Source organism: Allobosea sp. RCC_152_1 (assembly GCF_041360765.1).
Taxonomy (GTDB): Bacteria; Pseudomonadota; Alphaproteobacteria; order Rhizobiales; family Beijerinckiaceae; genus Allobosea; species Allobosea spartocytisi.
Genome location: NZ_JBFUPU010000002.1, coordinates 943,056 through 962,165 on the forward strand (window position 1 = coordinate 943,056; position 19,110 = coordinate 962,165).

Below are 19,110 nucleotides of genomic sequence, written 5' to 3' on the forward strand. Positions count from 1 at the left end.
CCTCGGCTTCATTGCATTCCATTCGCGCCGAAGGGCCGGGAATATCCTGTCCCTTCTTTCTCGCCATTGAGAATGCGCGTCATAAGGCTCAGACAGTGGTTGAGCGGATCGAGACCGATATAGACGGTGCTCGATATCGGCACCTCGGCATGCCAGCGCCTCACCTTCCACTGGAAGTCTTTCACTTCCTTCTGGATTTCCTCGATCTTCGACGAGTGCAGGGAGCGTTGTGTTCTCCTGACCATCAGCCTGTCCTCCGCCACGGTTGCCGGCCGCGCACATAGCCATGCGACACGAGCCGATCGGCATCCCCAGCCATCACAACTAGATCGTGCAGCAGCATGCGGATGGCCTCGCGAGCATCGCCGTTGGCCTCGGCAATGGCTTCTTCGACCTCCTGATCTCCGATCGCGAACGCCGGCTTCTGCCCATCTTCCTCGCGTGCCGCGCCCATTCCTGCCTCCAAGCAAAAGGAGCCCGTTCCGCACGCGGCTGCCATCGCGGCCGGTTCGGTCACAGCGCTCAAAATTGAGAACGAGAGGAGAACAAACCCAATTAGGAAGAAAGTCAATCGGCCTGTGGATGACGGGTGCAGGCGGCTTGCACCACAACCCCTCCGAGAGAAAGGTCGAGCGGAAGCGATCTCCTGGGATGTTCCATGACCAAATCCGATATCGAAACCGACCCGCTGTATCAGGCGACGACGGATGAAGAGCGCATCACAATCCGTGCGGAACTACGCCAATGGGCCCGCGATCGACAATCAGAAAAAGAGAAGGGCTTTAGAGAAGGCCAGAAAATCTATGCTCAGCACGTGCTTACTGAGAGGCAGAATTCATTCAATAATTATGCGGAATTTCAGAAGATATTTATTCGATCTGCATTTTTATTGAACGGCGGCGCATTGATATCAATCCTCACCTTAACTGGCGCACTCAGTAGCAAGATTGATGTTTTTCGTGTGAATTATATCTCAAAATTTGCAAATAAACTGATGTTTGGCATCGAATTCTTCTTAGCCGGCCTGATTGTTGCCGCAGTCGCCGCATGCATCGCATCGTTTGCATGGCTAGGCTCCGCCAACTCGCACCTTAACGCCGGCCACATGTCTAATATCATGTCAGGCCTACCGATATTTGGCCCGGAAGACGAAAAAGAAGTTACACGAGACTTCAATAGAAATGATCTAATAGCCACTGTCGCGTCGATAACGACTATAGCTATATGCTCATTTTCGATCATTGTTTTCTCAATAGGAGCGTTCAAGATAATGAAAGCTCTCAAATTCGCGAGCCTGATGCGTTGAGCACGTTCAGGAATATAAGCGATATGCGAAACGCGCCGCTTGATGAAGTATCGTGGGAGATAATAGAGGCGTTTGCGGCCAGTGGCGCCGCCGAAGACGCTATGCTCGAATTCAAGGGGCTCTTGCCGGAGAAGAACGGCAAAGAGCATCCTTGGTATAGCGGTCGCGACCAGATCACCGACTTCACACGAGACGAACTGGCCGCTGAGGTTGTCGCACTTGCAAACGCATACGGCGGCCGGCTGATCATCGGAATAGCCGAGACGCGGGACCGACCGCGCAAGGCGACCGGGACAGTTCCGCTTCCCCGTTGCGGCAGGTTTGCGGAGCAGTTCGAACAGGCCCTTCGCTCACTAATCGATCCACCCATCGGCGGGTTGCAGGTCAGAGCCATCATTGATCCGGGAACGGAGGATGCCGGTGCAGTGGTGATTGCCGTCCCGGCGTCCGATCTCGCACCGCATGGCATCGGCCGTCCGCCGGCCGCTTATGTCCGGCGTGGGACGTCATGCGAGCCGATGACGATGCGCGATCTGCAATCGGTTTTCTGGGACGCTCGGACGAAACAGCAACGTATCGATGCGATCCGCGACAAGGGCCGCAAGCGATTGCGTGACCTGCAAGAGACGATCTCGACCACCGGCATTCCGGGAACTAACCGCTTCGACGAGGTCCCGAAGGGATCGAGAGGGATGTTCGTTCGCGTTCAAGCCATCCCTCAGCAATCGCTCGAGATCGGCCCGCTCAAGGTCAACTCACCGTGGCTTCTAAACATCTGCCCGGACGGCCCAGCCCTCCATTCTCAAGCAGGGGCCGCCTTTGCTCCGGCGGGCTACGGGTATGGCTGGACCCCTCTAGCCCATGGCGTTTTGTCTACTCAGGTAGGACCCGGATATTGGACGATCGGCGAAGATGGTGTCGTGTCTCTTATTGGATTTTCAGCGTCGAGCGATCAACTCCACGCACCTGCCCGGTACGTTACCAGCGCGGCGATGGTGATAGCCATGAGCGAGCGCTTGCGGCGCCGTGCGGGTCGTCCAGATGTCCCGATCGAAATCGACTGTGGCTTCATGCACGACGGGACGGCTAGAGCCGCAGTCGAACGCAGCCACAGCCGGTTTCCGGCACCGGAAAATGAGTTTGAGATCGGCCCGTACCTTCTGACGTCGCGAAGCACCGTGGCAGAAGTTTTCGAGCACATCGAAACACAGATTTGGGCGGGGTTCTCCGTACCCTTCGTTCAAAAGGTAGGTATCTCCTTTGCGCATGCGCTCTCGCAGGAGGGTTGGCCATATGCATCATCAACGTGAGTGGCGGCGATAGATCGCCGCGATCAATCGATCGGCTCGCAGCCGTTGAGAGCATCTTCGTCGAACACCATCTCCGCTACGGCGTAGGGCGGGCCGTTGAACCAGCCCTCGGCTTCCGCCTGGCTGCGGGAGAGAACGACCTTCGCGATCAAATCGCCATCCTTGCTGGCCTTTTCGACCCGATCCACACGGATCGCAGTGACGATGCGTGTGCCAATGTCGGTGCAGCGCCAGATACCGCCACCGCTCTCGAACTCCATGCCGATCCTGAAATCTGCGTGATCCATGGCCTCCCCCCTAGCGGTTAGCGCCGAGTGATGTGCTCTCCCTTCGCCGCACATCCGTTGTGACAGGTTCTCGACCGTTTGTGACGGATCGTGATCCGGTTGTGACGTGTCAGGAGATCGTTATGACGTGTTTCGCGGCAGATGTGACCCGGCCGGGGCAGTGCTGTGACACGCGGAGGAGACGAGCGGGCTCTCGCCGCCGTATCCTGCAATGGTCTGGCTAGACGTTGCGGCAAGACAGCTCGATAGAAGCGCATCGGTAGCGGGAGAACGGTATGGAACAGGCAGAGACCAAGCGCGGCCATGCGTGCCTCATCAGCTATGCCGGGACGGCCGATGCAAGTTTTCCGCTGATCCTCGTTGTCGGGAGAGAGCCAAACGAAGACCTGCCGCCCTCGGAGGAGGCCGGAGACTACAACTTCCGGAAGTCGGGGCGGTGCGCGTTCTGGAACGTCGCCTATAGCCTCTTCGGCAGCGTCGCTAACCCTCCGCGCTCGACCCGGCAGATCAAGGCCGAAGCAGAGGCGGCGGGCGCGTCGCCCATTCTATTCGCCGACGCCCTGCCTATCACCCTTAGGCATGCAGCCCGGAACAAGGTCGCCCAGCGCCTTGCGATCGAAGATGCTGCGATCGAGCGCCACGTCGCCGCCGTGTTCTCCCATCGCTCGTTGATCAATAGGGTCCGCGTCATCATCCTCAGTGGCCTCGGGCCATCGTTCGAAAGGTCCGTGGCGGCATACCGGCGCCTCGCCGAGGAGCGCGGTATTGCTCTTGCCGAGCTGCCCTTTTTCTATCCGACCAATATGCCGGCGATCCGAGAGCGCCTCGGCAATGAACTGAGGAGCCACCTTGCCGACGTGCTGCATGACTTCGATGAGCACGCGCGTCGGATTGCAGCGGCCAGAGCGGCATGATCGTTAGGCAGGTCGGGCGGCTCATTGCCACTTCCTCCCTTGCGCCGGTCGTGTCTCAGGTCTCCGCCGAGGTCACGGTCGATCCGGATTGGCGCGAGATCGAGGATGCGATCCGCGCTCTGGACGATGAGCGGTTCATGGTCCTGCTCTCAGCGCGCACCGATCTCGACTGCTCCGTCGATCCTGACGCGCTCGCCGTGACGTTCCAGCCCGGCTTCGGCTTCTCGCTCTTTCAGGCTGCCTTCGTCTCTGACCATTCCCCGGCGATCTGGCGAACCCGATCGGCGGCCCGCTGCTTGGGCCAGAGCGAGGTCGATCTCGACCTCGCCCTTCTCCTCGCCCAAACGTTCTCGGAGACCGCCAGCTTTGGCGACCTCGATCGTGTCTATGCCGATCGCGCGCTGTGACCTATGGTCCTCTTCACGCCCGCGCACCTGCGCGGACCGATCTTCGCTAATCCACAGATTTGAATGTACTGTTGGCATTCCGGTTGGAAGGCGAAATTCATCTCCCTAAAATTTGCTATACGCACGAAATACTTAGCGGTTTTGCGAGGGTCCGGCCAGGACGGCACCAAAAGCTTATTCGCCAAGGTTCGTCAGCCTTCGCCTTCCTGAGAAAATCTCGCAATATCAACGAGCCGGTGTTCACTGGGCTTCCCCCGCTTTCGTTGATAACCGCAAGAATTGTTGGCCTTTTGGAGCGCCAAGGCCAACAGGCTGACTTTTTCAGGCTAACACATGCCGCTGACAGACGTCGCAATTCGGAACGCCAAGCCGCAGGAGACCACTGTGAAGCTCTCGGATGGCGGCGGCCTTCAACTCTGGATCGAACCAAAGGGCGGGAAGCTCTTGCGCCTTGCCTAGCGACGGCAAGGACCCGGCCGCCGCGCCGGCGCACCTGCAGCTTCTCCTCGCGATAGAGCCGCTGCAGCTTCTTCTGGTTCATCACGATGCCCTGACGGTCCAGCATGATGTGGATCCTGCGACAGCCGAACCGCCGGCGCTCTTCCGCCACGGCCTTCATCGCCTCGCACAACAGGGCATCGTCCGGGCGGGCGCTCGTGTAGCGCACCGTCGAGCGGTCGATCGTCAAGGCCAGGCACGCCCGACGCTGGCTCACTGCGTGCACCGTGCAGGCATGAGCCACCGCCTTCCGTTCGCATCGGGCGTCACCATTTTTTTGCGGCGACACCCTTCAGGATCGCGTTGTCGAGCAGCTGTTCGGCCAGCAGCTTCTTGAGGCGGGCGTTCTCATCCTCAAGGGTCTTCATAGGGTCGGTGTCGTCGCCCGCCAGATCAGGTCGGGTTCGATGACGATGCCTTGCTGGGCGTTGCGGCCGGCGATCCGGTCGAGCAGCATCTGCATCGCCATCTCGCCCAGGTCCTGTTTGGCGATCCTCAGCGTGGTCAGGGCCGGAGAGACCAGCGACGCTGCCGGAATGTCGTCGCAGCCGACGATGGCAATATCGTCCGGCACTTTGACGCCCGCACGCTCGAGTGGCTTCATCAGCCCGAGCGCGATCAGATCGTTGTAGCAGATGATGGCGTCGAGCTGCCCGGCCTCGGGCAGGAGTCGGGCGGCGATGTCGGCCCCGCCCTGCAGGTCCGGTGAGCAGGGCATGTCGAAGGCGAGGGAGAGGCCATGGCGCGCCAAAGCCGCCTCGATGCCCTCCCGCCGCTTGCGCCCGCCATGCGACGAAGCCAGTCCGGCCGCAAAGCCGAAGCGCCGCCGCCCCTGGGCGACAAGCTGCGCTACGGCGGCCTCGACACCGGCACGATAATCGACCTCGATGGTGCCGGCATGGCGCTTGGCGGCCGTGCGGTTGATCAGCACCACGGCCCGGTGCGGCGCGATCGCGCGCAGGAGCCGCTCCTCGTCGAGGCGGGCGCTGCAGATGATGACCCCGTCGACGCGCTTGTCGAGCAGCGTCCTGAGCACCTCCTCCTCGCGCTCCGGATCCTCGATCACGTTGCAGGACAGCAGCGTGTAACCGGCCGGCCGCGCCACAAGCTCGGCGCCGCGGATGATCTCGGGAAAGAACGGGTTGACGATATCCGGCACCACGATGCCCACCGTATGCGAGCGATCGCTCTTCAGGCTTTGGGCGAAAGCGTTGGGGCGGTAATTCAGCGCCTGGGCCGTTTCCAGCACGCGCTGGCGTGTTTCCTCGCCGGCGCCGCCACGGCCGTTGAGCACGCGCGACACGGTCATCGGCGAGACGCCGGCCGCCGTGGCGACATCGATGATCGTCGGCGACCGCAAGGTGGGTTTCATGTCCATGTCGTCTTATCTCACGATAACGATATCTTTTTCCAGAGACTTCTCTTTCGCCAAAAGCATAAGATTTTTCCGCATGAATGTGCCGAAACGCCGCAAAGCGACACCATGCGTCAATCGGTGCAAGCAGGCTTGACGCTTCGATTGAGATAACGATAACGTAGCTTCATAGCGCCCGCCACCGAGCAGAAGGCGCAGTGGAGGAGACGATGGCAGTTTTCCCTAGGCGCGCCCTGCGTGGCGTTGCGCTGTCCCTCATTCTGACCCTCTCGGGAGCGGCCGGGGCGACCGACTACAAGGAGGCGCCGAGCCTCTCCGAGCTGGTCAAGGGCGGCAAGCTGCCGCCGGTCGAGCAGCGCCTGCCCGAGAAGCCGCTGGTGCTCAGCCCGGTCGAGAAGGCCGGCAAATATGGCGGCACCTGGCGCCAGGCCCTGATGGGCGGCAGCGACTCGCTGATCGAGCGCTCGGTCGGCTACACACGCCTCGTTCGCTGGAACCGGGACTGGACTGCGGTCGAGCCCGATGTTGCCGAAAAGATCGACGTCAAGCCGGACGGCACCGAATATGTCTTCCATCTGCGCAAGGGCACGCGCTGGTCGGACGGCGCGCCGTTCACCGCCGACGACATCCTGTTCTGGTACCGGGACGTGCTGATGAACAAGGAGCTGACGCCGTCGGTGCCGCGTTGGCTGCGCAGCGGCAGCGACCCCGTCATCGTCGAGAAGATCGACGACGACACCGTCCGCTTCCGCTTCACCGGTCCCAACGGCATGCTGCTGGAGAACATGGCGACGACGTTCGGGTCCGACATCCTCGCCGCGGCGCCGGCGCATTACCTCAAGCAGTTTCACAAGACGTATAATCCGGACGGCGTCGACAAGCTGGTCGCGGAAGCCAAGGCGGCGAACTGGGCCGCCCTCTTCCTCAACAAGACCAGCTTCCCCGGCCGCTGGCGCGACACCGGCCGGCCCGTGCTCGACCCGTGGAAGCTCACCGTGCCCTATGGCGGCACGACGCAGGTCGTGCTGGAGCGTAATCCCTATTACTTCAAGGTCGATCCGGAGGGGCGGCAACTGCCCTATATCGACCGCGTCACCTTCGACATCATGGGCGACCAGCAGGCGATCGTACTCAAGGCGATCAATGGCGAGCTCGACATGCAGAACCAGCGCCTCAACGGGCTGGAGACGCGCATCGTGCTGGCCCAGAACCGCCAGCGTAGCGGCTACCGCCTGTTCAAGGCGCAGCCGGCCTGGTCGAACGCGATGTGCATCTCGCTCAATCAAACCAGCAAGAACCCGGTGCTGCGCGAGGTCTTCCGCAACAAGGACTTCCGTGTCGCGCTCTCGCTCGCCATCAACCGCGACGAGATCAACGACCTGATCTATGCCGGCCAGTCGCAGCCCTATCAGGCGGCCCCGCGCCCGGGCACCGCGCTCTACGACGAGCAGATGGCCACGCAGTACACCAAGTTCGATCCGAAAACCGCCAACGCGCTGCTCGACAAGGCGGGCTTCGCCAAGCGCGACGCGCAGAAATTCAGGCTCGGGCCGGATGGCAAGCGCATCTCCTTCGCCGTCGATGCCGCGACCTCGCGCCGCTACCAAATCGACGCGCTCGAGCTGATCAAGAAATACTGGGCCGCGGTCGGCATCGAGATGCAGGTGAAGACCGTCGAGGAATCCTTCGCCTTCGCCCGCATGCTCGCCAATGAGCACGATGCGATGGTCTGGATCGGCGGCGGCGGCTACGACTTCCTCGGCATCCTCGACCCGAAATGGTACTTCCCTTACGAGAACCAGGCGGCCTTTGCCTCGGCCTGGGGGATCTATTTCCAGAACCCGAAAGATCCCAACGCCGAGGAGCCGCCGGAGGCAGCCAAGCAGCAGCAGGCGCTCTACGTCCAGATGCAGAAGACGCCTGGCACCGCCGGCCAGATCGAGGTCATGAAGAAGATCCTCGCGATCGCCCGTGACCAGTTCTACGTGATCGGCACGAATATGGACGCCGATAATTACGGCGTCGTGAAGAACAACATGCGCAACGTGCCTGACCTGATGCCGGACACGTTCTTCTACATGACGCCGGGCCCGACCAATCCGGAACAGTATTTCTACGAATAGCTCCAGCTATCGTCATCTGGCCCGGAGCCTCCGCTCCTGGCCATTCGCCCCGCCCGATTGCACCGGAGGCTCGAGATGCTCCGCTACATGCTGAGACGGCTCGTCTATACGCTGGCCACGCTGGCCGCCGTGTCGGTCGTCGCCTTCCTGGTCATCCAGTTGCCGCCAGGCGATTTCCTGACCTCGTTCAGCGCCAAATTCGCCGAGCAGGGCGGCTCGCTCGACAACGACACGCTGGCTGCGCTCAAGCTGCGCTACGGGCTCGATCAGCCCTGGTATGTGCAATACTGGCTCTGGATCTCCGGCATCCTGTTCCGCGGCGATTTCGGCGAATCCTTCGAATGGAACAAGCCGGTCTCCGAATTGATGTGGGACCGTTTCGGCCTCACCGTCCTGCTCTCCGGCATCACCCTGATCGTCACCTGGCTCGTCGCCCTGCCGATCGGCATCTACAGCGCGGTCCGCCGCTATTCCTGGCTCGACTATGTCGTGACCTTCCTCGGCTTCCTCGGCCTCGCCGTGCCGAGCTTCCTGCTGGCCCTGGCGCTGATGTACGTGTTCTCGCGCTATTTCGGCATGAGCGTCAGCGGGCTGTTCTCGCCGCAATATGTCAACGCGCCCTGGAATCTGGCCAAGGTCGGCGATCTCGCGATGCACTTATGGCTGCCGGTCTTCGTGCTGGCGACCCATGGCACGGCGGCGCTGATCCGCGTCATGCGCGCCAATCTGATCGACGAGCTCTACAAACCCTATGTCCAGACCGCCCGCGCCAACGGGCTCGGCGAGATGGAACTGCTGTTCAAATACCCGGTCAGGGTCGCCCTCAACCCCTTCGTCTCGACCATCGGCTGGGTGCTGCCGAACCTCGTCTCGGGCGCGATCGTGACCTCGGTGGTGATGAGCTTGCCGACCGCGGGCCCGCTGCTGCTCTCGGCGCTGCTGGCGCAGGACATGTACCTCGCCGGCAGCTTCATCCTGATGCTGAGCGCGCTCACCGTGATTGGCACCCTGATCTCCGACATCCTGCTCGCGTGGCTCGATCCGCGCGTGCGTTACGCCTGAGGTGCGCGCATGACCGATATCGCCGCGCCCACCGTTCCGGAAACCGTTGCCCCGGCTGGCCGCCGGCTGGCCGAAGCGAGCCAGTGGCGGCTGATCTTCCGCCGCTTCCGCCGGCACCGGCTGGCCCATGCCAGTCTCTTCGTGGTGCTCGGCATCTATCTCGTCGCGCTGCTCGCCGAGTTCATCGCCCCCTTCTCGCCCGACACCTACAACGCCCGCTTCACCTACGGGCCGCCGCAGGCCCTGAAGTTCTTCGGCACGGATGCGTCCGGCGAGACGCACTTCATGTATGTCAACGGCTACCGGATGAGCTTCGATCCGGTGGCGCTGAAGCGGAGCTTCGTGGTCGACGAGAAATCGGTCAATCCGATCGTCTTCTTCGCCCAGGGCGAACCCTACAAGCTCTTCGGGCTGATCCCCTGGGACCGGCACCTGATCGGCCCGTCCGACCCGTCCCAGCCGATGTATCTCTGGGGCGCCGACAGGCTCGGGCGGGACGTGCTGTCGCGCACCATCCACGGAGCACGCATCTCGATGTCGATCGGCCTCGTCGGCGTCGCGGTCAGCCTCTTCCTCGGCCTGCTGCTCGGCGGCATCTCCGGCTATTACGGCGGCTGGATCGACGAGGTCGTCCAGCGCTGCATCGACTTCCTGAAATCGATCCCGACCATCCCGCTCTGGATGGGGCTCGCCGCCGCGGTGCCGGCGAGCGTGGACCCGCTGCTGGTCTATCTCTGGATCACCATGATCCTTTCGCTGATCGGCTGGACGGATCTGGCGCGCGTCGTGCGCGGCCGTTTCCTGTCGCTCAGGACCGAGGATTTCGTGCTGGCGGCGCGGCTCGACGGCTGCTCGCGCCAGCGCGTCATCTGGCGGCACATGGTGCCCTCCTTCACCAGCCATATCGTCGCCTCGGTGACGCTGGCGATCCCCAGCATGATCCTGGCCGAGACGGCGCTGTCCTTCCTCGGCATCGGGCTGAAGGAGCCGGTGGTGAGCTGGGGCGTGCTGCTCAAGGACGCACAGAGCATCATGGCCCTGACCACGGCGCCCTGGCTGCTTGCGCCGGGCGCCGCGGTGGTCGTCACGGTGCTCGCCCTCAACTTCCTCGGTGACGGAATTCGCGATGCGGCCGATCCCTATGCTTGAGCCCGGTTTCCACGGAAGACCGGCGCCGGAGGATGGAGCGGCGCCACCGCTCGTCACCGTCCGTGACCTCAAGGTCCAGATCGGCACCGATGACGGGCTGGTGCGTGCGGTCGACGGCGTCACCTTCGACGTGCCGCGCGGGCGCACCCTCTGCATCGTCGGCGAGTCCGGCTCGGGCAAGAGCGTCACCGGGCGGGCGCTGATGAGCCTGCTGCCGCCGAGCGGGCGCATCGCAGCCGGCAGCATCATCTATTCCGGCAGCGACGGCGAGGCTCTCGACGTCACCGCGCTCGATCCCCGTGGCCGCCGGATCCGCGCCTTGCGCGGCAAGGAGATCTCGCTGATCTCGCAGGAGCCGATGGCGGCGCTCTCGCCGGTCCACACCATCGGCCAGCAGCTCGTTCCGGTGATCCGTCGGCACCTCAACCTCTCGAAGAAGGCGGCCGAGGCGCGCGCCGTCGAGATGCTCGGCCGGGTCGGCATCCCCAAGCCGGCGGAGCGGCTGAACAACTACCCGTTCGAGTTTTCCGGCGGCATGCGCCAGCGCGTCTGCATCGCGCTCGCTTTGTCCTGCCGGCCACGCCTCCTCATCGCCGACGAGCCGACCACCGCGCTCGACGTCACCACCCAGGCCAACATCATCGACCTGCTGCAGGAATTACAGCGCGAGGACGGCCTCTCGATCCTGTTCATCACCCATGATCTCGGCGTGGTCGCCGAGATCGCCGACGATGTCGCGGTGATGTATCTCGGCAAGATCGTCGAGCGCGGCACGGTCGAGGAGATCTTCGCCGATCCGCGCCATCCCTATACGCGGGCGTTGCTGAATTCCGTGCCCAGGCTCGGCGCCGGGCGCGGCACGCGCCTCGCCGCCATCCGCGGCATGGTGCCCTCGCCTTTCGACCGGCCGTCGGGCTGCGACTTCCACCCGCGCTGCGACGCAGCGCTCAAGGGCGTCTGCGACGTCGCCGATCCCGGCACGGTCTCGATCAGCCCCCGGCGGGACGTGCGCTGCATCCTCGCGCGCCAGCCATCTGCCATGGAGGGCGCCCGTCATGGCTGATCCCACTTCGCTTGCTCCCGACGTGCTGCTCGAAGTGCGCGGGCTGACCAAGCTGTTTCCGCCGCGCCGGACGATGTTCCAGCGCAAGGCCGCCAATCCGGTCCGCGCGGTCGAGGATGTCTCCTTCGCGATCCGGCAAGGCGAGACGCTCGGCCTCGTCGGCGAATCCGGCTGCGGCAAGTCGACGGTGACGCGCCTGCTGCTCGGCATCCACCAGCCGACAGCCGGCACCATGCGCTATCGCCGCAAGGATGGCGGCGCCGTCGATCTCGACCGGCTCTCGGAGGATGAGCGGCTCGCCTATTGCACCGATCTGCGCATCGTCTTCCAGGACCCGCAATCCTCGCTCAATCCGCGCCTGCAGGTCCGCGACATCGTCGGCGAGGTGCTGAAGGTCAACCGGCTGGTGCCGTCGGGCGAGATCGAGGCCAAGGTCCGCGAATTGCTCGCCAAGGTCGGCCTGCGACCGGAATACGCCCGGCGCTACCCACACGCCTTCTCCGGCGGCGAGCGCCAGCGCGTCGGCATCGCCCGGGCGCTGGCGACCCATCCCCGCCTCGTCGTGCTCGACGAGGCCGTCTCGGCGCTCGACGTCAGCGTCCGGGCCCAGACGCTCAACCTGCTGCGCGACCTGCAGGAGGAGTTCGGCCTGACCTATCTCTTCGTCAGCCACGACCTCAGCGTGATCGAGTATATCTGCGACCGCGTCGTCGTGATGTATGTCGGCCAGGTCGTCGAGATCGCGAGCTCCGAGGCGCTCTTCGCCAGGCCCTTGCACCCCTACACCGAGGCCTTGCTCTCGGCCCTGCCGATCCCCGACCCCGCCCATCGCCGGCAGAACCGCCGCATTCGCCTGTCGGGCGAGGTCGCCGATCCCGCGAACCGCCCGAGCGGCTGCGCCTTCCACCCACGCTGCCGCTTCGCCACCGAGACCTGCCGCACCACGCAGCCGCCCTTGCGCGATCTCGGCGACCGCAGCGTCGCCTGCCATCACGCCGAGACGCTCACGCTGCGCGGCGTCGACGCCATCCAGACCGGACAAGCTACCCATGCCTAAGCACATCCGCGCCCGCGACAACGCCAACCACGCCATCGTCTCGGACGATCCGGCCCTGCCGCATGTCCATTTCAACCTGCTGCGATTGCCGCCGGGCGAAACGATCGAGCAGAACCTGCCGCGGCATGAGAGCGTCTATGTCGTGCTGTCCGGCACGGTCGACATCGTCGTCGACGGCGAACGCTTCGCGGCCGTTGGCAAGCGGCGCGACATCTGGTCGGGCGAGGCGGATTCGGTCTATGCCCCGCCGGGCAGCGCGGTCCGGCTGGAGAACGCCACTGGCCCCGTCGAGGTCGCCGTGGCCGGCGGGCTCTGCGACGATGAGGGGCTGAAACCCTTCCGTATCGCGCCGGACGAGGTCGCGATGGTCGATGTCGGCTCGCCCGACACCCATAGCCGCCGCCGCATCTTCCATATCCTCGGCCAGAACGGCCAAGGTCGCGCCGGCAATCTCCTGGTCAGCGAGCTCTATGCCGACCCCGGCTGCTGGTCCGGCTATCCGCCGCACAAGCACGACGACGATCGGCAGGGCGAGACGGCTCATGACGAGCTCTACCACTACCGCTACGAGCCCGGCACCGGCTTCGGCGCCCAGATCATCTATGCCGACGGCCGGTCCGAATGTTTCATGGTGCAGGATCGAGACACGATCCTGGTCGATCGTGGCTATCACCCGACCGTCACCTCGCCCGGCCACCGCTGCTACATCTTCACCATCCTGGTCGGGAAGACGCAGCGCGGGCTCGTCCAGCATTTCGACGACCGCCATGCCCATCTGATGTCCGCGATCCCCGGCATCCAGTCGATGCGCGACAAGTTCAAGTAAATCACCCCATCAATTTAGCCGGCAATTTTCTCGCTCCTGCTCCTCAGCGAAGGACCCGTCATGCCCGACAAGACCCGCATCCATGTCGACCTCTCGGCTCCGACCAAACCTTTCCGGCGCTTCTGGCACAGCACGGGCTTCTCGCCCGCCGAACTGCTGCTGGAGCCGGAGATGCGGCAGACGCTCGCCTATGTCGGCGGCGTACCCAATCGCGGCATCGAATACATGCGCGTGCATTACATGCTCGACCTCGTCACCGCCTCCGCCTTCGGCAAATACGACTGGTCGCGGCTCGATGCGGCGCTCGACGTCATGCTGGAGCATCGCATCCGGCCCTTCTTCGAGCTGATGGGCAATCCCTCCTACATCTACACCGACTTCAACGACGTCGCGCAGGCGCATCACTGGCGCGACTTCATGGGCGAGATGGCCGAGCGTTATCGCGCCCGCTATGGCGCCGAGGAATTGCGCCAGTGGTATTTCGAGACCTGGAACGAGCCGGACATCTGGTGGAAGCTCGGCGGCGAGACCGGCTTCAACAACTATTACGACGCCTGTTCGGAAGCGCTGAAGGCGGTCGATCCCAAGCTCCGGCTCGGCGGCCCCGGCGTGGCCCGACGCATCCCGCCGATCTTCAAGAGCTTCCTCGCCCATTGCGACACCGGCACCAATCTCTTCACCGGCGAGACCGGCGTGCGGCTCGATTTCATCTCTGTGCATGAGAAGGGGGCGAAGAAACATGCCGAGGATCTGACGCCGAACAGCCTCTCGATCATCCGGCACGAGATGATGGCGGTCGACTATATCCGCGAGCATCATCCGCGCTTCGCCAACCTGCCTTTCGTCAATGACGAATGCGACCCGCAGATCGGCTGGCATCTCTACCATACCTGGCACGGCATGCCCTATTTCGCCGGGCTCGCCGCCAAGATCATCGACCAGCACCAGCGCCTGATGATCGATGGCGAAGGCGTCGATTACGAGGTGCTCAGCAACGATAACGGCTTCGTCGGCCATTGGGGCCACCGCACGCATCTGACCTATTTCGGCAAGCGTCCGGTGCGCGCGGCCCAGTCCGAGCACAAGACCGACATCGCCGCGCTGGAAGCACGCCGCATCGAGCCCGAGCCGTTCGACCTCGTCAAGAAGCCGGCGCTCAGCGTCATGGAATTGCTCGGCCTGCTGAGCGAGCGTCGCTTCGCGCTCGACGGCCAGGGGCTCGATCCCGACCGCAACGGCCTCGGCGCGATCGCGACCGCTCTCGGAAGCGCCGCAGAACCCTCCGGCGCCAGCGTGCTCCTCTACAACAGCGTCGACCGCATCTGGCAGTCCGGCGAGAGCGCGGTGGAGCTTGCCTTTTCCGGATTGCAGCCCGGCGCCTATGCGCTCGCCAGCTTCCGCATCGCCCATGGCAAGGGCGATCCCTTCACCGTCTGGGAGGATCTCGGCGCGCCCGACCTGCCGAACGCGGCTGAGCTCGAAGCGATGCGCTTGGCGCAGGAACCCGCCCTGGCGGTCGAGCATCTCCAGATCGGCAGAACCGTTGCCGGGCATGCATTCAAGCTCGACATGCCGCTGCCCTCTGTGGCGCTGGTAGCGCTTGTGCGGCGGGACGATGCCGTTCCCGCCGCGCCCTCCGCGCTCAAGATCAGCCATTTCGGTGGCTTGAACGGCGGCAATCGCGTCCTGTTCTGGGAGCCGGCAGCTTATGAGGGCATCCAGCTTTTCGACGTGCTCTTGAGCGCGCACGAAGAGGGGCCCTGGCAGGTGATCAATCCGGTTGGCTTGCTGTCGAGCGTATACCTGCATCCCGGAGCCGCGGCCGGCTTCTACCGTGTGCGGGCGCGCGATCTGTTCGGGCGGGTCAGCGCCGAGAGCGACCCGATTGTAGTAACCTGAAACGGCACGGCATCATCAGCGATATCTGCCGCGGAGAAGCGGGAAAACGATGAAGCTTCTTCAATCGGCCCCTGCCCTGATGCCACGCCACAAACATCGCCTGTAGACGCCAGCATTTCGAATTGCGCCACCATCAGGCCGTAGAATTCGATTTTCTAATGTCTGTGGGCGGTGCAATCCAACCAGCACCGCCCAAGCCAGAGCATTTTCTAGCGGAAGGGACTGCGTCTTCCATGGGCGCAGCGACACTGTGGGTCGGCCAGCGATGCGTCCAAATCGCGGCCAACCGCCCGAGCACGACCGTAGGCCGCAACGTCGGTCCAGGATCTATGTCTTTGAAGGTCTAGTTTCCGGAAACATCGCAATGTCCGCTCGTGGCGCAAAGGAACGTGCATAGCCGCGACCGGTCGAAAACATCAAAATTTTCTCAGGCGACTATTTCGCGCGATGAAGTCAGCGAGATAGGAAGCTTCGCTGGAAGCTGCAGAATGAGCGTATAGACCGACATCGATAAAGGGAGACCGAGGAAACGAGCCCGAGCTATCCAGGACTCGGCAGTCATTGGGGACCGTCGCAGCGATCATTGGTCCGATGCCGATTCCGACACGCACGGCGGTGATCATCGCAACCAGCGTCGATGCTTCGCAGACGACGCTCCATCGTCGTTTGAGGCCGGCCAGAGCGGCCATCGTCGGCGCGCGCCACGGGCAAGATTCCTCGAACATGATAACCGGCAGCGGCGCATCGGCGGGCAAAACGAGATCCGAACGGGCGATCCAATGCAGCTCCTCGTTCCAGACCAGGATCGGCTTCCGAGCGATCTGAGAAACATCGCAGATCGTCACATCGAGTTTGTCGGTCTCGAACAGGGTAGCGAGGCGGCGGTTGGGTTCGACGATGATGTCGATGTCGATCCGCGGGTTCTGGTCGCGGAACGCCTTGAGGATCTGGATCAGCCGTGTCGCCGCGAAATCCTCGACGACGCCGAGCCTCACCCGTCCTTCGATCTCGTTGCCCTGAAACCGTCGCCGCACCTCCTCATTGAGGGCGACCATCTCACGCGCATAGCTGGCGAAAAGCTGGCCGTCCGCGGTGAGGGTCAAACCACGGGAAGATCGCTCGAACAAACCTTTCCCGAGGATATCCTCCAGCTTGCGAATCTGCATGCTCACGGCGGCTTGAGTGCGGTTCAGAGCGTTCGCCGCACCGTTGACCGTGCCTATTTCGGCAGCGGTTAAAAAGGCACGCAGGAGATAGGGGTCAAGATTCATCGTTCACATATCATTATATCGAACCTCGGCTCGCAAGCTCGAAATCCCTTGGTTTTCTGGCAATTACATGCTCATGCCCGGTCGTATCGTTTTTTGGAGCCGGCGCTGCCGCGTTCAGTTTTCGTTATATCGCCACCAGCCTTTTGAGGCTATGCGGGTCAGAGCCGCAATGCCACCGTCCGGGAAGATAGTTCGTTGCTCTTGCGAACTCCGTTCCAGCGCAACAGAACCCTGACGACAAGCGACGATCATGCCCATTGATGTTCTCGATTTGGAAGACTTGCGGACGCGCTATGGCAGTGCCGGTGGCGGAGACATGTTCGATCCGCATTTCCGGGACGTCGCGCGGCAAATCTTTCGCGATTCGGACGGCCGCAAATGGCCCTTCGCCGATCCCGCGACGCTTCTGGCTGCGCCCTTCATCGCCAATGGCCTGAAGCCGGAAGTTCTCGAAACTCTGGACGTGGCGCTGATCGGGGTGCCGATGGACCTCGGTGTGACGAACCGCAATGGCGCCCGCTTCGGACCACGCGCGGTTAGGGCTATCGACCGCGTCGGTCCTTACGAGCATATCCTGGGGCTGGCCCCCATGGGTTCGCTCGCCGTCGCTGATGTCGGCGACGTGCCGATGCGCAGTCGCTTCGACTTGGCCGAGTGCCATGCCGATATCCAAGCCTGCTATCGAATGGTGTCGAAAACACGGGCAATCCCGCTTTCGGTCGGCGGAGACCATTCGATGACCGGTTCCATCCTCAAGGCGCTGGGCGCGGAGCGGCCGGTCGGGATGATCCAGATCGATGCGCATTGCGACACCGCCGGCCCTTACGAGGGCTCGAAATTCCATCATGGCGGCCCGTTCCGCGAGGCCGTCCTGGCCGGCGTCCTGGATCCTCGGCGGACGGTCCAGATCGGCATCCGCGGCGGAGCCGAATATCTCTGGGAGTTCTCCTACGCTTCGGGCATGACCGTCATCCACACCGAAGAGCTCGTCGAGCAGGGCATTCCGGCGGTGATCGCAAGGGCTCGGGAGATCGTCGGCACCGGTCCGACCTACATCACCTTCGACGTCGACAGTCTCGACCCTGCATTTGCGCCGGGCACGGGGACGCCCGAGGTCGGCGGATTGCTGCCGCGGGAGGCCTTGCAGCTTCTGCGCGGCTTTGCCGGACTCGACATCATAGGCGCCGACGTCGTCGAGGTCGCCCCCCAATATGACGCGACCAGCAATACCGCCCAGGTCGCCGCCCAGATGCTGTTCGAACTGCTCTGCCTGGTCGCGCTCAAGAACGGCGAAAAGCCGCGATAACAACAATCGGTTGCTTGTAAGAGGGGATCAAGACAATGAACAAATTCGAAGGGCGTGGCTTCTTCAATCATCAGATTTCGCGCCGCTCCTTCATCCGGACCGGCGCCGCTCTCGGCTTCGGTGCTTCGGCTGCCGCGTCCCTCGGGCCGGTCATGGCTGCTGATGATCAGGTCCTAAACCTGCTGAGCTGGCCCGGCCACGCCGGTCCGGAGGTCGTCGGCGCATTCGAGAAGAAATACAACGTCAAGGTCCAGGCCAAGGAATATACCGGCGGCGAGGAGATGCTGGCGTTGCTGCAATCCTCTCCGCCCGGAACCTTCGACGTGGTCCTGACCGATGCCGAATACGTCACCATGCTGGCGCAGGCCGGAAAGATCGATGCGCTCGATCCGGTGCAATATCCGCTGAATGACTTCTGGCCGCAGTTCCAGAAATTCCCGACGCACTGGAAGGACGGCAAGCTCTACTCGCTGATGAACAGCTTCGGCTATCTCGGTCTGGTGTACAACAACACCAAGCTCTCCGCCGAGGAGGCCAAGTCCTACAAGATTCTCTGGGACAAGAAGGTCGCCAAGAAGGTCGGCATGTACGATTGGTACCTTCCGAACATGTCGTGCCTGAGCATGTATGACGGCAACAAGCCGCCCTCCAATTTGGACAAGGCGCAGTTCCAGAAGCTCAGCCAGAGCCTGCTGTCGCTGTCGCCGCAGATGTCAGGGATCGGCCCGTGGTCGTCCGTCTTCTCTTCGCTGACCAATGGCGAGGCCTGGGTCATGCCGGGCGTCGGCGCCTGGGCGGCGATCCTCCTGCAGAAGAACGGCGTGCCGATCACCGCCTCCATTCCCGATGAAGGCGCGGTGCAATGGACGGAGTCGCTGTCGATCGTCTCCTCGTCGCGGAAAAAGGATCTCGCGGTCAAGTTCCTGCAGTACCGTGCCTCCCCCGAGGGGCAGGTGCAGACGGCGACGAAATCGTCCTATGTCGCGTCGATGCCGAACAAGGCCGCCTGGGAGCTGCTCAACAAGACCGACCCCAAGATGGCCGATCTGCTGGAACATCGCCTCGATACGCGCAACGTGATGACCGAAATCACCGAGGGCAAGATCCAGATCCGTGGCCTGCCGGTGCAGCAGTCCATCGAGGAGTGGACGGACGTCTGGACCCGGTTCAAGAACGCCTGATCATCAGCCCGCCCGGCGGCAGTTGCCCTGCCGCCGGGATCTCTGTCCTTGCATACGGGAATTCAAGACAATGCCA

The 19,110-nt window shown here is 63.1% G+C and carries 19 protein-coding genes and 1 pseudogene; 14 read left to right on the forward strand and 6 right to left on the reverse strand.

Features of this window, described 5'->3' with window-relative positions; genetic code table 11:
- Positions 1-8: 8 nt before the first annotated feature.
- A complete protein-coding gene (locus AB6806_RS10955) occupies positions 9-245 on the reverse strand; it encodes a hypothetical protein (RefSeq protein WP_370954609.1) in 237 nt (78 codons plus the stop codon).
- Positions 245-454, reverse strand: coding sequence for a hypothetical protein (locus AB6806_RS10960; RefSeq protein WP_370954610.1), 210 nt, complete (start codon positions 452-454; stop codon positions 245-247). Before AB6806_RS10960 ends, AB6806_RS10955 begins: the two co-directional genes overlap by 1 nt.
- Before the next feature lie 204 nt (positions 455-658).
- On the opposite strand from AB6806_RS10960, the gene AB6806_RS10965 reads away from it, so the two are divergent.
- Both AB6806_RS10965 and AB6806_RS10970 read left to right on the forward strand, forming a co-directional pair.
- Complete coding sequence (locus tag AB6806_RS10965; RefSeq protein ID WP_370954611.1) at positions 659-1,306, forward strand: hypothetical protein; 648 nt, start codon at positions 659-661, stop codon at positions 1,304-1,306.
- Positions 1,225-2,616 (forward strand): AlbA family DNA-binding domain-containing protein, encoded by a 1,392-nt coding sequence (locus AB6806_RS10970; protein WP_370954612.1) that lies wholly within the window; start codon positions 1,225-1,227, stop codon positions 2,614-2,616. Before AB6806_RS10965 ends, AB6806_RS10970 begins: the two co-directional genes overlap by 82 nt.
- Positions 2,617-2,639: 23 nt before the next feature.
- Here the strand turns inward: AB6806_RS10970 and AB6806_RS10975 are convergent, their stop codons facing one another.
- Positions 2,640-2,876 carry a hypothetical protein gene (locus AB6806_RS10975; RefSeq protein ID WP_370954613.1) on the reverse strand — a complete coding sequence of 79 codons (237 nt, stop codon included), beginning with the start codon at positions 2,874-2,876 and terminating at the stop codon, positions 2,640-2,642.
- Positions 2,877-3,178: 302 nt separating this feature from the next.
- On the opposite strand from AB6806_RS10975, the gene AB6806_RS10980 reads away from it, so the two are divergent.
- The 3 genes from AB6806_RS10980 to AB6806_RS10990 all read left to right on the forward strand — a co-directional run bounded on the left by AB6806_RS10980 (position 3,179) and on the right by AB6806_RS10990 (position 4,683).
- Complete coding sequence (locus AB6806_RS10980; protein ID WP_370954614.1) at positions 3,179-3,817, forward strand: hypothetical protein; 639 nt, start codon at positions 3,179-3,181, stop codon at positions 3,815-3,817.
- A 50-nt stretch (positions 3,818-3,867) separates the two neighbouring features.
- Positions 3,868-4,224: a hypothetical protein gene (locus tag AB6806_RS10985; protein ID WP_370954615.1), complete on the forward strand. Its 357-nt coding sequence runs from the start codon at positions 3,868-3,870 to the stop codon at positions 4,222-4,224.
- A 333-nt stretch (positions 4,225-4,557) separates the two neighbouring features.
- Complete coding sequence (locus AB6806_RS10990; RefSeq protein WP_370954616.1) at positions 4,558-4,683, forward strand: Arm DNA-binding domain-containing protein; 126 nt, start codon at positions 4,558-4,560, stop codon at positions 4,681-4,683.
- Between the two features lie 31 nt (positions 4,684-4,714).
- Here the strand turns inward: AB6806_RS10990 and AB6806_RS10995 are convergent.
- Together AB6806_RS10995 and AB6806_RS11000 are read right to left on the reverse strand one after the other, a co-directional pair.
- A pseudogene (locus AB6806_RS10995) lies at positions 4,715-5,011 on the reverse strand (IS3 family transposase); the annotation flags it as partial.
- A 75-nt stretch (positions 5,012-5,086) separates the two neighbouring features.
- Positions 5,087-6,100 (reverse strand): LacI family DNA-binding transcriptional regulator, encoded by a 1,014-nt coding sequence (locus AB6806_RS11000; RefSeq protein WP_370954617.1) that lies wholly within the window; start codon positions 6,098-6,100, stop codon positions 5,087-5,089.
- A 206-nt stretch (positions 6,101-6,306) separates the two neighbouring features.
- On the opposite strand from AB6806_RS11000, the gene AB6806_RS11005 reads away from it, so the two are divergent.
- The 7 genes from AB6806_RS11005 (at position 6,307) to AB6806_RS11035 (ending at position 15,276) form a co-directional block, all read left to right on the forward strand.
- Positions 6,307-8,220 carry an ABC transporter substrate-binding protein gene (locus AB6806_RS11005; protein ID WP_142022077.1) on the forward strand — a complete coding sequence of 638 codons (1,914 nt, stop codon included), beginning with the start codon at positions 6,307-6,309 and terminating at the stop codon, positions 8,218-8,220.
- A 75-nt stretch (positions 8,221-8,295) separates the two neighbouring features.
- Positions 8,296-9,282, forward strand: a complete 987-nt coding sequence (locus AB6806_RS11010; protein WP_133564838.1) for an ABC transporter permease — start codon at positions 8,296-8,298, stop codon at positions 9,280-9,282.
- Positions 9,283-9,291: 9 nt separating this feature from the next.
- Positions 9,292-10,431: an ABC transporter permease gene (locus tag AB6806_RS11015; protein WP_370954618.1), complete on the forward strand. Its 1,140-nt coding sequence runs from the start codon at positions 9,292-9,294 to the stop codon at positions 10,429-10,431.
- Positions 10,409-11,494, forward strand: coding sequence for an ABC transporter ATP-binding protein (locus AB6806_RS11020; RefSeq protein ID WP_142022079.1), 1,086 nt, complete (start codon positions 10,409-10,411; stop codon positions 11,492-11,494). Before AB6806_RS11015 ends, AB6806_RS11020 begins: the two co-directional genes overlap by 23 nt.
- A complete protein-coding gene (locus AB6806_RS11025) occupies positions 11,487-12,551 on the forward strand; it encodes an ABC transporter ATP-binding protein (RefSeq protein ID WP_370954619.1) in 1,065 nt (354 codons plus the stop codon). Before AB6806_RS11020 ends, AB6806_RS11025 begins: the two co-directional genes overlap by 8 nt.
- Positions 12,544-13,377 (forward strand): 5-deoxy-glucuronate isomerase, encoded by an 834-nt coding sequence (locus AB6806_RS11030; RefSeq protein ID WP_142022081.1) that lies wholly within the window; start codon positions 12,544-12,546, stop codon positions 13,375-13,377. Before AB6806_RS11025 ends, AB6806_RS11030 begins: the two co-directional genes overlap by 8 nt.
- A gap of 60 nt (positions 13,378-13,437) precedes the next feature.
- Positions 13,438-15,276: a GH39 family glycosyl hydrolase gene (locus AB6806_RS11035; protein ID WP_133564848.1), complete on the forward strand. Its 1,839-nt coding sequence runs from the start codon at positions 13,438-13,440 to the stop codon at positions 15,274-15,276.
- A 416-nt stretch (positions 15,277-15,692) separates the two neighbouring features.
- Here the strand turns inward: AB6806_RS11035 and AB6806_RS11040 are convergent, their stop codons facing one another.
- Entirely contained in the window at positions 15,693-16,547 is an 855-nt protein-coding gene (locus AB6806_RS11040) for a LysR family transcriptional regulator (protein ID WP_133564849.1), read from the reverse strand.
- Positions 16,548-16,797: 250 nt separating this feature from the next.
- On the opposite strand from AB6806_RS11040, the gene speB reads away from it, so the two are divergent.
- Positions 16,798-17,853, forward strand: a complete 1,056-nt coding sequence (speB, locus tag AB6806_RS11045; protein WP_142022082.1) for an agmatinase — start codon at positions 16,798-16,800, stop codon at positions 17,851-17,853.
- Positions 17,854-17,888: 35 nt separating this feature from the next.
- Positions 17,889-19,034 (forward strand): ABC transporter substrate-binding protein, encoded by a 1,146-nt coding sequence (locus AB6806_RS11050; RefSeq protein WP_142022083.1) that lies wholly within the window; start codon positions 17,889-17,891, stop codon positions 19,032-19,034.
- Positions 19,035-19,110: the final 76 nt, after the last annotated feature.